The sequence below is a fragment of the Natronococcus sp. A-GB1 genome (assembly GCF_029688845.1).
GTDB lineage: Archaea > Halobacteriota > Halobacteria > Halobacteriales > Natrialbaceae > Natronococcus.
The window spans coordinates 1-13,557 of record NZ_JARUKW010000037.1 but is presented as its reverse complement, the minus strand read 5'-3'; the positions used below and the strand labels follow the sequence as shown (position 1 = coordinate 13,557).

Below are 13,557 nucleotides of genomic sequence, written 5' to 3'. Positions count from 1 at the left end.
TCTTCATCGTCAGCCTCGTCATCAGCCTCCTCTACATCTTCATCGTCAGCCTCGTCGTCAGCCTCCTCTACATCCTCGTCGTCTGCTTCGTCGGAATCGTCAACGGGATCCTCATCGTCCTCCGTGGGTATCGCGTCGTCGGCATCAGCGTCGTCCTCTGGTTCCTCATCAGGTGAGGTACACCCTGCAAGAACCCCGATCACCGACACGCCCGCAACTTTCGTGAAAAGCCGTCTGTCCATACTTCTATTTTGTACCTTTGGTTAATAAATCTATTCAACAAGTATGAAAATCCTATTTGATGGAGAGAGTAGCTGCAGAGGAAGTGTGAGATTCTCCCATCAGATCCATTCCAATCCCCGTCAGTCACCACGAAGCAGGAACCCCCCGTCTGCGGAACGAACGGCAGTGGCCACACGGGAAGACGAAGGTTTCGTCAAATGCGTGCTGATCACAGCGCGTACGTCCCGAGTGCCCCACACCCAAAGCCGAGGTACTCGACGTGAACTCCCGCTCTGACCGATTTCTCGGCAGAAGGATACCGCTGGTTGCGTTCAGAAGTTATCGATCGATGGCTGCAGCTGAAGTTGCTCCCCCGCTGCCGAGTCAGTTTCGTCACTGAGGAGGTGGTTGGTTACCGGCATCGTCAACACCGTCAGAAGAGTGTAGAGCTCGCCGATTCGATCAGCACCCTGGCAGTGTTCGCGGAACAACGCCCGAATCGCAGCGGCCTCCGGGCCGGGGAATGCATCAGCTAGCGGTCCATGTTCACCGAGGACGTCGGTCACGAACTCGAACGACCGGAGCAACTCGGCGTCGTTCAGCCAGGGACCGTCGGTCAGATACGGCTCCGGCGGCGTCCAGTTGAGCACGTGCTTGGACCAGAATTCGAGGGCGTGCTCGCTGGCGTACGTGACCGGAAACGGTCGAGAGAGCGCAACGCCGGTACCGGCGTGTGGGATCGCCGCGAGATCGGGGTCGAGGTGGGCAACCGACTGCCCGATGAGATCACGCCGGAGTCGGTACCGGGGCGGCATCGACAGCGAGAGCTCCAGGAGTCGGTTGTCGAGAAACGGCGATCGGTAGGGGAGCCGTCGGCGGAGATCACCGTGGAATCGCATATCGTCGTCGTTCGAGAGCGGATAGCAGCTGCCGTAGTAGACGAGTGTCTCGAGCGAGTCGTAGGTGACGCCGTGGTGGACGATCCGATCGCCGTCCCGGTAGATATTTGACTCGAGGATCGTCCGGAGGTCGGTCGGCATCTCCAGTTCGTTGTGTGCGCGCTCGAGCAGCAGGTCGATGTAGTCGTCGATCGTCTCGATCGATCGCTCGATTGGCATCGTTATCGACCCCAACGGACCCAGTGAGAGCGTCGGCGAGGGCACGCTGTACCCGCTGAACAGCGAGTCACTGTACAGTCCCGACAGCAGACCATCGACCTGGCTGGTGATCTGTGAGTCGAACCCACTCGTGTACGGCTGACTAAACCACCCGTTGAACGAGTCAGCCCATCGGTTACGCTCGAGGGCAGCGATACGGTACTCGGGGCCGCGTTCGAGTAACTCGAACTCAGCGCCGGCTTCGAACGCGACTCGAAGCGCAATACGGGCCTCGCGGTTCAGCCAGTCGTTCATGTGGAACGCGGTCGCATCATCCAGGGCGGCCAGGATCAGTCGTGAGTCCCGGCCCCCGGATAACAGCACGCCGTACTCTTTGTCCGGCTGTGTCCACTCGTCGATAACGGTCTGGAACCGATCGGCAAACTCCTTGACGAACCACTCGAAGGATTCATTGGAAGGGCGATACCGGGGCTGCCAGTACTGTTCGGTCCGGATCGAGCCGTCGTCGACCGCGATCGACGTGATCGTTCCGGGCTCGAGTTTCTCGACGCTCTCGAGTGGAGTCTTGACGCCGAAGGTACACCGAAACGCGAGATACTCGTGAAGGTACGCCGGATGGTATGCGGTGTCGACAGCTGGGTGGAAGGGGAGCAACTGAATGTTCGTCGAGAAGACGATGGTGCCGTCGTCGGCACGTGTCCAGTAGATCGGGACCGTCCCGAACCGATCGGTACAGAGGGTGAAACGCTGTGTCTCTCGATCGTAGACCAAGAGCGTATAATTGCCGTTAAGGTTGTCGAGAAACTCGAATCCCTCGTCCTCGTACAGAGACAGACAGTACCGAGCGGGATCAACGTCGGCAGATCGGGATTCATATCCGCCGTCGAACTCTCCGGTTTCAGAGCCATAGACATCACCAAGGAGCCAACAGTGAACAGACTCGGTTTCTGCACGTCGAACGCTGGCCGGCGGATGGTGGTCATCGGAGCCGGCGACGAGCGAGAGATGGTCCGTACTGGTCTGCACTCCTGGATTTTTCGGAACCCATTCTCTGATAGTTCTCTTATGCACGGAGCCATCAGCGTCGAACACGCCGGACACCGCCTTCATCTACGATCACATCGACGTCGGTTCGGAACGGAACGGAGTTGGAACAGAGACGAACGGAGGGGAAGCCGCTCGACGACAACGCCCCGATGAACCCTCATCGAAACAGAAGAGCACTCCGTTCGGAAGAGCAGGGGTAGTTCCTGAATCGATAGTATAGAACAACTGCAAACAGAACCCTCAGAGAAGTGTTCTTCTCCCATTTGCTATTTTATGGTTATTATACGTAGCTATAAAGGTTTTCGTTTGATATATCCTATAGAGTATACAACTACTGCAAGTATATTTATTAGGGAGAAACCATATCAACTACAGTATAACGAGTGAATCGTAGGCCGTGAGATCTTTGAATAGAAACAAGTTACTATGGGGCTATATAGGGAATTGGACCGCGACTGTCCGCAATGAGGGGCGAGTTTCTCCCAGTGGTATATTGCTATAATAGCGATAGGTTAAATACTCTTCTATGTTTGCCCATTACCACATATTTTATATTAGACCATATTCTATCTTCAGCCAATACAGTTTATACGACCTACGGACAGAGGAAATAACTGAAGTAAGATGCTGTATAGTTTCAGGAACTAACTCAGACGCAACCCAGTACACGACAATGAAACTGCAAACAGAATTCGGGAAGGATAAAACTAGAGAGAGAGTGACCGACATTACGGAGACTGGAGGAATCGGAGAATGAACGTCGACGACGGAGCGACGCTTGATCTTGCGACCGACGACGAAAGCCAGCCCTTTCAGAGCAACCAATCCGGCGTGACTATCGAGCCGACGGAGCCAGTTGATGGTCTCGAGTGTCGGATCTCCCCGCGGACTCGTGGACTCATCACTGCCTATCTGGCCGATAGTTCAGGGACTGTTCTAGAGCGGCAGTCGATCGCGACGCTCGACCCCGGCGAGACGTTCACCTTTGGGACGGCGCTCAACGCCGGTGAAACGTACTGGGTACTGTGTGACGCCCGAGGGCGAGATTACGTCCGAGGACGAGCTGAAGTCAGCTATCCGATCGAGAGTGACTCGCTGGTCGCAACCCAGGGACTCTTCACCGGCACGGGAAACCAGACGAGCAGCTACCGGTACTGCCTTGATCGTATCAGACCCGCGACCGACCCCGAGACGCTCGATCTGGGCAGCGATGAGGAAGCCCAGTCCTGGGGAGGGTTGGATGATTGGGCCGGGGTCCGAGTCGAGGCGACAACGGACATTACCGACTTCGAGTGTCGGCTCTCCGCGGAGACCGACGGCGTGACGACGGCCTACCTGACGGATAACTCGGGGAACGTCATCGATCAGCAGTCGATAGACGACCTCGAGGGCGGTGACAGCTTCAGTTTCGACGCTGGGCTCGACGCCGGCGAAACGTACTGGATCGTCTGCGACGCCGACGGCGACAGCTACGTCCGCGGACGAAATGCAGTCGAGTACCCGCTCGAAAGCACCGCCCTCGTAGCGACAGACGGAATATATGGGGGGGGGGCTGTTCTCCAGTAGCTATCGGTACTGTATCGACCAGATTCAGCCGACCGACCTGAGTGCTCCCGCGGGGAGAACGCTGGGCCTCGGAAGCGATGAGGAGGGCCAATCCTGGGGAAGCCTAAACGGCCGCTCCGGCGTTCGCATCCAAACCTCCCAGGCTGTTCATGGTCTCGAGTGCCGACTCTCGACTGAAACTGAGGGGCTCATAACGGCGTATCTCACCACCGACGACGGCGACGTACTAGAGCGCCAGACGATCGCCACGCTCGAAGCCGGCGAGACGTTCAGCTTCGATACCCGACTCGATGCGTACGAAACGTATCGAGTGGTCTTCGATGCTCGTGGTCGAGCATACGTTCGGGGTCGCGCCGCGGTCGACTACCCCATACAGGCCGACACTCTGGAGGTAACCGACGGGATCTATGGCGGCGAGCAGCTGACAAGCAGCTACCGGTACTGTATCGATCAGCTCACACCGGGTCCCGCCGATCCGGCACTGCCGGCGCTTGATCTCGGGAGTGATGAGGAGGCCCAGAGCTGGGGCGGGCTGGATGACTGGTCTGGTGTGCGCGTCGAACTTGAGGAAGACATCGCCGGCTTTGAGTGCAGACTCTCGTCGGAGACGGCGGGAGTCACAACGGCGTATCTGACTGACGAGTCCGAGAACGTTCTCGAACAGCAGTCGATCGATGAGCTCGGAGCCGGAGAGACGTTTACGTTCGGCACTGCCCTCGAAGGTGGGCAGGCCTACTGGATCGTCTTCGATGCGGGTGGAGACAGCTATATTCGCGGCCGTGCCGCGGTCGACTACCCGGTCGAAAGCGGCGTCGTGCAGGCAACCCACGGGATCTACGGTGGCGGAATACTGTCGGATAGCTACCGGTACTGCGTCAACCGGATCGTTCCGGAGCGAAGCAGCTCCGTCCTCAACCTCGGAAACGACGAACAGGGTCAGTCCTGGGAGGGGTTGGACGACTGGGCCGGTGTCCGGCTTCAACCTACTGAAACCATCGATGGGCTGGCATGTCGACTGTCTGCAGCGACAGAGGGCGTCACGGCAGCGTACTTGACAGACGATACGGGCAGTGTTCTCGAGGAGCAGCCGATCGGTGGTCTCGAGGCTGGCGAAACGTTTGTCTTCGATACCGAACTTGAGGCCGGGACCCCCTACTGGGTCACCTGTGACGCTGCTGGCCAGGAGTATACACGTGGGCGTGCCGCCGTCAGTTATCCCATCGAGGGGGAGACGTTGGAAGCGACCCATGGTATTTACAACGGGAGTCTCCAGTCCGACACCTACCGCTACTGTGTCGACCGTGTCGCTGAGAGCAGCGAGCAGGCATTACTCGATCAATCGGTGAGTCAGGAACCAACGCTCGATCTTCAGGACGATGGATTCAGTCAATCCTGGAGTGGACTTAACGATCGGGCCGGTGTTCGTATTCGGACTAAGCATGCGGTCAACGGGCTCGAATGTCGGGTTTCTACGGAAACAACGGGCGTCACGACGGCATATCTGACGGATGACACCGGCACCGTTCTCGATGAGCAATCGATTGCTGGAACCGGTGAGACGGTTTCCTTCGACACTGATCTCACGGCCGATACGATCTACTGGGTCGTGTGTGATGCGGACGGGGTGGATTATGCGCGTGGTCGTGCTGCCGTCGACTACCCAATTACAAGCAACTCGCTGGAGGCACTCAACGGTATCTACAGCGGTGACCTGCAATCCACCGACTATCGCTACTGCATCGACCGGATCCGGCCAACGGACGTCACCAACGGACTGACTGGTTCACTTACAAGTCGGCCACTCGATGTGACAACGATCGATGTAACCAGTCACCCGGAGATCGACGAGGACGGGGATCTTGTGGCGGAACTACTGGCATATATTACCTCGCTGGACGAGGTCAACCACGAGTTCGTCCTCCCGATGGGGAGCTACTCCTGGAACACCGAGTTCCAGCTTTCCGATCCGATCGAGTACCTCGAAATCAGGGGAGACCCACGAGCCACGCTCGAAGTGCGTGACCACAGCGTCGACGTCGCCTTCGAACTCGGCACGTGGGCGGACGACAATCCGCCACAGCACGTCGCCCTTCGTAACCTCGACGTCGACATCGCAGACGAGCCGGAACGGGATGCCGGTCTCATCACTGCTCACGTCGGGCGCTGTCTGATCGACAACGTTGAACTCGTCGGCGAGCGCTGGCGCCACGGCCCGGCAGGCGGGGGACGCTACACCTGCCTGATCAACACCCGTGATCCGGACGCGTTCTCGATGATCCGCAACCTCAGCTTCCCCGATGGAGAAATCGCCGACTCCGACGAGCCGTCGGTCGGCCACTCGATCGGGTTCAGTGCCGATCCACCACACGAGGGGATCACCCTCTGGCAGCAGTGTTACGTCGAGGAGTACGTTGACAACGGGTTCTATGTGAGCAACAGCGTCGGCGAGAACCTCGTCGTCCGTGGGGCCGCAGTTAACTGTGGGAACGGCACCCTTCGGATCGGCGCCGACGACGAGGCTCGGGACTGCAAGGTCATTCTGGATGCCGCCTCCGACCAGATCTACCCCGGTGCCGGGCTCTGGTTCCAGGGTGGAGAGCCGCTCGCCGAACGGATCGATATCGACGGCAGTGATGCCCAGAACGACATCCTCAGGATCAACAGCGATGCCGACGGCGGCCATATCTCCGGTCTCGACCTCTTCTGTGGGCCGCCGGTCGATGCACCAGCGATCCGGTGTACGTACACCAGCGGCACGGATCCGTCTGGCGTACTCATCGAGAATTTCACCGTCGAGGACGTGACTACGGCAAACGACAACGGCAGCGTCAGCATCCGTCGCCCGGATATCACGCTGAGTTCGGGTGAAATCGACGCCGAAAACCGACCGACACTCGGTGGAGGCTACGATCCGGATCTCGACGACGTCGAGCTGTCGTAACCACGTAAACAGCAGTCCGACGCTTTTCGGCCTTCCCTGTGGTCCTCGCTGGCTGCGTTCAACGCGTGTGAAACGGCGGAGGCCGGAGTTTTCGACCGATCGGCCTCCTCGCGGTTGCACTCGTTGCGTTCTGTGACGTGACACCGTAGTCTGGGGCCGTTTCCTAGACGACGAAACCGTGGGGGAGACGCCGATCCGATCGACGAACTGGCACAACTCCTCGACAAGCGCCCCGGAATGCTGTCGGACGTAGAGCACAACGCGTCTCTCGGGCAGCGGGTCTGGCTGGTCGATCATGAGACGAACTTCATCGCTAGTACGAGTAAAGGACACAGCTATCCCGACTGAGGGAGACCGGCGCTACTGGCTGTCGGTCGGCGCTATACGTGAGTGCCGGACGCACGGCAGGAGACGGTCTGGTTCTATCGTTCGAGGATTACGTCGCACAGCGACAGTCTCTCGACATGACACCGATATGGACTTGCCCGCCCTACGGGCGGCTACCACACCTGTCCAATATGAACGTCAGCAGCACCGACACCATCGACATCGAGACCCTCGCCGAGGTCATTCGTGATGAACTCGCACCCGAGCTCGCCCTCGAGTACACCGACGCCCGCGAGGCCGACGCCGAACACACCCACGCCGACATCTCGAAAGCGAACGACCTGCTGGGCTACGAACCCACGCGGGACATCCGCGAGGGCGTCCGCGAGTTCATCGACTGGTACCAGGCCAACCGGGAGTGGTACGAACCACTGGTACGACGCTCCTGAGACGGCCGCGCTTTTGGGCGACGCGCCCTCGAGTCGACTACGACGGCAGCACTCGCGGTCGACCGACGTCTCCGAGGCGATGACTGGAGTTTCCTGTCGATCGCACTTTCATCAGTGCAAAAACCTATTATATCATGAACACATCCGTGAGTATCATGCAAGCTGTCGTACTCGCCGCCGGCGAGGGAACCCGACTCCGGCCACTCACGGAAGACAAACCGAAAGGAATGGTCGAGATCGACGAGGAGCCGATCCTCACCCACTGCTTCGATCAGCTCGTCGACTTAGGTGCAGAGGAACTGATCGTCGTCGTCGGCTACCTCAAGGAGGTAATCATCGACCACTACGGCGACGAATATCGAGATGTTCCGATCACGTACACCCACCAGCGCGAACAGAACGGACTCGCCCACGCCCTGCTGTGTGTCGAAGACCATATCGACGACGACTTCATGCTGATTCTGGGCGACAACGTCTTCGAGGCGAACCTCGAGGACGTCGTTCGCCGCCAGCGCGAAAACCGCACGGACGCGGCGTTCCTCGTCGAGGAGGTCCCCTGGGAGGAAGCCTCCCGCTACGGCGTCTGTGACACCAACGCCTACGGCGAGATCACCGACGTCGTCGAGAAGCCCGACGAGCCACCATCGAATCTCGTGATGACGGGCTTTTACACCTTCACGCCCGCGATCTTCCACGCCTGTCACCTCGTCCAGCCTTCCAATCGGGACGAGTACGAGATCAGCGACGCCGTCGATCTGCTGATCCAGTCGGGCCGAACGATCGACGCGATCGGCCTCGAGGGCTGGCGGGTCGACGTCGGCGACCCCACGAGGTCGAACAACGGCTGCAGGACGCCGAAGTGCCAGCGACTGCCGATTGAAGCGGACGCCGCACCGTCGCTGACAGGTCTGGCACACGGACAGTACATCACTCGGGTCCTCGAGACGCAGACACCCCCGCTCTTCGAGGCGTTCGAAACGACAGACTCCGACTCGATTCCTGACGGGCTTAGAGCCGTTCGACCGTGTGCAGCGCGTTGACGCGCCCCGCCCCGAGTTCGGCGTCGCCGCGGTTGTCCGCGACCGCAGCGCCCTGTCGGATGGCCTGGAGGACCTGCGGGGGGTTCGCATCGGGGTCGAGTTCGCGCACGAGCGCAGCGAGGCCGGTGACCTGTGGGGCCGCCATCGACGTGCCCGCGAACCAGTCGTAATCGCTCTCGCCCGGGCCATCGCCTTCAGGGACCGTCGAGAAGACGTAGTTGAGTGGGGCAGGCCACGCCACTTCGTCGGGGTCCTCGATGGACGACTTCGCTGCGGTTTCGTAGCCGCCGCCGGGCGCGCCGACGTCGACGTCGTTGCGTCCCCAGTTCGAGTAGAACGACAGTTCGTCGTTCGGGCCGGTAGCGCTCACACCGACGACGCCAGCGAGCCCGTTCCAGAGGCGGAGCCAGCCACCCTGCAGGTCGGTCTGGTCGTTGCCAGCCGACCCGACGTACAGCGTGCCCTCGCGTCGGCCGTCGTTGGCGACGGGCTCGAACAGCTGTCGGTAGAATCCGACGTCCACCTCCTGGGGAGCCTCCATGAAGCCGAGGCTGATGTTGGCGGCGTCCGCGCCGACGTCGGCGGCGTACTCCATCCCGACCATAATATCACCCATCGATCCGGTGCCGTGCCCCAGCACGTCCACGGAGATGATGTCCGCGTCGGGAGCCGTCCCGGTCATGGCGACGTCTCCAGCGGCGGCCGCCGTCCCCGCGACGTGGGTGCCGTGACCGCTCGGGTCCCCTTCGTGGTCTTCGACCGTACCGTACTCGATAGTCACGCTCGCGTCGGTGTCGAGATTCGGGAGGTCCGGGTGTTCGGCGACGCCCGTGTCGACGATCGCGACCGTCGTCCCCTTGCCTGTGGCGTGGTCCTGTGCCTCGCGAACGTCCTGGACCTGCTTATCCCAGAGCAGGTCGTCATACACGTCCTCGGGATCGTCCGGGATCTCGGGGTGTTCGTCTTCGGTTTCGATCGCCGGTTCGACGTCAAGCGCGACGTCTCGCTCGGCGGCAGTGACGCCGCCGACGGCGTCGAGATCGTCGACCGCGTCTTCCGGACCGGTGACCAGCAGCACGCTGCCGCCCGCGAGTTCGTTCAGGACGTCGAATCCGGCGGACTCCACGTCGACGCCGTCCTCTTCTGTTCGCGCGATGTAGCGTGCCTCTCCGTCACTCGCCGTTGCGAGGCCGCTGAACAGTAGCGTTGCTCCGGTTGCGCCCACGCCTTTGACCACTGATCGTCTGGATACTCTCATACTGCGAGTAGCTATTTCCGTACCCCCTTATTTAAATGTAGAGCAGTATATACAATGCTTTAATATGGGATTCTTCACGAATACTTTCTCTGGATTGCGATGGGGCGACCTTGCCGTGCTGCGGACGTGCGCTCTATGCACCAGGCATCGGTCGGATCGATCGGTCGCCGCGTCGGGAACTGCGTACCGGTACGGACCGCGAGTTTCAGGCGGGATGGTGACTCCCAGTCGCTGGGAGGACGGGTGCTATCGACACTCAGGGCTGTGTCTTTGAATCGGCCACATCGGGAGACAGAAACCGTCACGACTGATAATTCGTCAGTGGTTTCTCACAGATCGTGTCAACCCACAAATTTTAATTATCGTACCTACAGAGGAGTGAGAGTAGGTGACACGATACAGTCACTCACGGCGACGGTTGCTGCAGGGGATCGCGGGGACGGGCGTAGCGCTTTCGTTCGCCGGGCTGGCAAGCGCAACCGAGGACGGGCGGGTGCAGTATCTCGTGGTCGGCGGCCGGGGAACGAAGCGGCGACTCGAAGACGAGGGATTCGAGGTGCGCCAGGAACTCGCGGACGGGCGGGTCATGGTCGTGTACGGTCCCGAGGACGCCGCCGCCCAACTACGGGACGTGAGGGGCGTCCAAGCCGCCGAACGCGACGTCCGCTTCGAACTCGAGAAACCAGCACTCGAAGAACCAGCACAGGAAGACGTCGAGCCGACGACGCTCTACGACGAGTTCCTGTGGGACAAGCAGCTCACGGAGTCACTGGAGGCGAACCGGCTCGCTACCGGGGCCGGATCACGGGTCGCTATCATCGACACCGGGATCTCTTATATCCACCCGGATCTGCTCCCGAACCTCCAGCAGGACGACGGACGTCGGTTCAAGGAGGGGTTCATCGACTCGGGGACCGAGGAGGACATTGTCGTCGGTCGCCCAGTGGATGAGGACGATTACGATTACGATGACGACGAAGAGATTCCAGCGTTCGACATTGACTTCGTCGAACAGCACGTCGCCGCGGACGTTGAGGGCCACGGCACCCACGTGGGCGGCATCGCCGCCGCGTCCGCGGACGAGGGGTTCGATGGGACCGGTGTACTCGGCACGGCCCCGGGGGCCGATCTGACGTCGTTCCGCGTGTTCTGGTGGATCGAGGTCGGCGACGAGGACGACCCCGTAGACGAGCGGTGGGCACCGACGACCACCACTGGAGACGTGCTCACCGCCATCGACTACGCCGCCGAGCAGGGCTACGACGCCGCGAACCTGAGTCTCGGAACGGCGCCGCTTCCACCGGAGACCAACCGCGAACCGTTCGTCCAGGCCTACAGGAAGGTCGTTCAGAACGCGGTTCAGCAGGGAACCGTGGTCACGGCGAGCGCTGGCAACGCAGAAACCGACCTCCAGCGCGGTGGCGTGTTCAGCCTCCCGAACAGCACACAGGGCGCGATGAGCATTAGCGCGACCGCCCCGAACGACGAGCTCTCCTTTTACTCGAACTTCGGGACGAGCGAGATCGACGTCGGCGCGCCCGGAGGTGGTTACGAGACACTAGAGAAAACGAACATTGAGGACCCTGACGAGGTTGAGTGGCCGGCCCCGACCAACCTCGTCTTCTCGACGACCGATCCGCTGGTCGAAGGAGCCCCGTACGGCTGGAAGGCCGGGACGTCGATGGCCGCCCCACAGGTGGCGGGGCTGGTTGCACTCGTCCGTCAACTCGAGTCCGGAGCTGGCGCTCGGCAGGTCGAGAACGCGATCAAACACGGCGCGGAGGAGGCGAGTGGCCGTTCCAGCCCCGAGCTCGGGGCCGGTCGGATCAACGCCCTGCACACGGTCGAACGGGTGGACGGCTCCGGCGGTAACGACAACAACGACGGCAACGGCCAGTAGTCGGTGTACAGGGGCAAAGCACCGCACCGGGAGTACTCGAGTTCGACCGTCGCTCTCTTCGGTGGGGTGCTCACGACGGGTGAGTCACTCCACGCTCAGCAGCGGCGCTCCATCACTCCGGTTTCGGTCGGTAGTCCTCATCCCAGGGCCACCACCACGCGTCGCCCCGGTCCGGAATCTCATCGACGCGCTCGGGGTCGCGCTCGTCGATCGACCCGTCAGCGGTCTCCTCGAGGATGGCTTCGTTCTCCTCGCGCAGAATGCGGACCATCTGTCCCTCCATCCGCGGCCCGCGGTCAGGAACCTGTCCCGTCATCTCGTTGAGGATGCTGCCGTAGCCATAGGCCCCGTGCGCGTTACGGGCGATGTTCAGCGTCGTCCCGCCGGGGAACACCGTCACCTGTGCGTTAGCGACACCGTCGGCGCGGTCGTACATCGCGACGTTCAGCTGGCGGGACAACTCGTGAGCGTCGGGGCTTCGCTCGACGGCGCCTTCGTTGATGAACCAGAAGTTCGAGGAGTGGTGCATATCGCCCGGGTTGTAGTCACCATCGTGGTACATGAACGACTGTGTGTGGAGGTCCGCGACCCACAGCGGGTCGAGGTCCAGTACGTAGTCGAGCATCGCCTGGGTCTCGGGAGAGGGGTTTTCGTCCGGAATCCCGATATCCTCGTCGAACTCCTCGGGGTCGTTTTCGGCGAGGAACTCCTCGTCGAGTTCGAAGTAGTGTTGGCGGTTCGGGTCGACCGAACCCGACACCTCGCCGAAGTACGGATCCTCGTGGGAGATGTCATCGGGTCGGGCGTTTTCCCGCTGGTTGCGCATCGCTCCGTCGGGATTGTGCATCGGTAAGGCGTGGACCGTCAGCTCCTCGCGGACCGTTCTCGCGAAGGGCGTCCCCGACTGGGCGATCTCTTTGAGATCCGCGAGCAGGGCGTTCGTCCCCGTCGGCTCGTCACCGTGCTGTTCGGTCGTGAAGAAGACGTCCGTATCGCCTTCACCGACTCGTGCAACGGTGAGTTCACGGTCCTCCCAGCTCGTCCCGATGTCCTCGAGTTCAAACCGGGTCCGGGCGCGTCGCTGCAGGTCTTCCAGTTCGTTTTGGACCTCCGCGTGCGTGAGGAACCGCTTTGTCTCTTCGCGTGGCCACGTCTCGGTTGCGGTCGCGGTGGTTGCACTGACCAGCCCTGTACCTGCGATCCCCCCGATCAACTTGAGTGTACTGCGTCGTTTCATAACGTTGCAGTATCTGGTGCGATAAATACCCACATTAATCTATACTATTGTCCCAATTATGAAAATCAATTAATCTCGTATTTGAGTGCCAGATTACCATCAAAAAAGTCACTATAGACCATAATACGATGGGGACGTTCCGGAGAGAAAAGCCCTATCAAGGGCCAGTCGTACGCCAAGGAACCGGCGACGAGCTGCTCGAGGAAACCTAACCCACTCCATATGAGCCCCGATCGCCGCCGCGTACGGGATCACGCCGAGCGACGCCGTCTCGGTATCGGCGTTCGATAGAGGCCGAGCGCTCTTCCCAGACTGAACCGAGATCAGTAGCTGTCCGCGGATGGCGGTCGAAAAAAGCGATTGACAGGTTTCCGAACCCGGTGCTCTACCGAACCGCCCCGTACGTCCCGACCAGTTCGCCGTCGACGTACCGGCGCTGTTCGAACCCGAGG

6 protein-coding genes and 3 pseudogenes are annotated in these 13,557 nt (G+C 60.7%); 5 read left to right on the top strand and 4 right to left on the bottom strand.

The features are described 5' to 3' along the window. Together QA600_RS22345 and QA600_RS22340 are read right to left on the bottom strand one after the other, a co-directional pair. Positions 1–242: pseudogene (locus QA600_RS22345) on the bottom strand (hypothetical protein); the annotation flags it as partial. A 312-nt stretch (positions 243–554) separates the two neighbouring features. Further along, the gene (locus tag QA600_RS22340; protein WP_278294142.1) at positions 555–2,450 is read right to left on the bottom strand and encodes an asparagine synthase-related protein; all 1,896 of its coding nucleotides are present in this window, start codon (positions 2,448–2,450) and stop codon (positions 555–557) included. A gap of 690 nt (positions 2,451–3,140) precedes the next feature. On the opposite strand from QA600_RS22340, the gene QA600_RS22335 reads away from it, so the two are divergent. From QA600_RS22335 to aglF, 4 genes and pseudogenes are all read left to right on the top strand, one after another. Continuing rightward, on the top strand, positions 3,141–3,953 hold the full coding sequence (locus tag QA600_RS22335; RefSeq protein ID WP_278294141.1) for a hypothetical protein: 813 nt from the start codon (positions 3,141–3,143) through the stop codon (positions 3,951–3,953). Beyond that, the gene (locus QA600_RS22330; RefSeq protein ID WP_278294140.1) at positions 3,928–6,894 is read left to right on the top strand and encodes a hypothetical protein; all 2,967 of its coding nucleotides are present in this window, start codon (positions 3,928–3,930) and stop codon (positions 6,892–6,894) included. The genes QA600_RS22335 and QA600_RS22330 overlap by 26 nt, the downstream gene beginning before the upstream one ends. 518 nt (positions 6,895–7,412) lie before the next feature. Beyond that, positions 7,413–7,670, top strand: a pseudogene (locus tag QA600_RS22325) (UDP-glucose 4-epimerase); the annotation flags it as partial. 155 nt (positions 7,671–7,825) lie between these two features. After that, positions 7,826–8,550, top strand: a pseudogene (gene aglF / locus QA600_RS22320) (UTP--glucose-1-phosphate uridylyltransferase AglF). Between the two features lie 128 nt (positions 8,551–8,678). On the opposite strand, the gene QA600_RS22315 reads toward aglF, so the two are convergent. Next, positions 8,679–9,935 carry a S8 family serine peptidase gene (locus tag QA600_RS22315; protein WP_278294138.1) on the bottom strand — a complete coding sequence of 419 codons (1,257 nt, stop codon included), beginning with the start codon at positions 9,933–9,935 and terminating at the stop codon, positions 8,679–8,681. Positions 9,936–10,356: 421 nt separating this feature from the next. Here QA600_RS22315 and QA600_RS22310 point away from each other — a divergent pair, with 421 nt between their 5' ends. Further along, entirely contained in the window at positions 10,357–11,868 is a 1,512-nt protein-coding gene (locus tag QA600_RS22310; protein WP_278294137.1) for a S8 family serine peptidase, read from the top strand. 112 nt (positions 11,869–11,980) lie between these two features. Here the strand turns inward: QA600_RS22310 and QA600_RS22305 are convergent, their stop codons facing one another. Continuing rightward, positions 11,981–13,105, bottom strand: coding sequence for a M14 family zinc carboxypeptidase (locus QA600_RS22305; RefSeq protein ID WP_278294136.1), 1,125 nt, complete (start codon positions 13,103–13,105; stop codon positions 11,981–11,983). Between the last annotated feature and the right edge of the window lie 452 nt (positions 13,106–13,557).

Bases quoted from the DNA above. Each gene is read 5' to 3' on its own strand.
- QA600_RS22340 (WP_278294142.1), bottom strand. From the start codon at position 2,450: ATGAAGGCGGTGTCCGGCGTGTTCGACGCTGATGGCTCCGTGCATAAG.
- QA600_RS22335 (WP_278294141.1), top strand. From the start codon at position 3,141: ATGAACGTCGACGACGGAGCGACGCTTGATCTTGCGACCGACGACGAA.
- QA600_RS22330 (WP_278294140.1), top strand. From the start codon at position 3,928: ATGGGGGGGGGGCTGTTCTCCAGTAGCTATCGGTACTGTATCGACCAG.
- QA600_RS22305 (WP_278294136.1), bottom strand. From the start codon at position 13,105: ATGAAACGACGCAGTACACTCAAGTTGATCGGGGGGATCGCAGGTACA.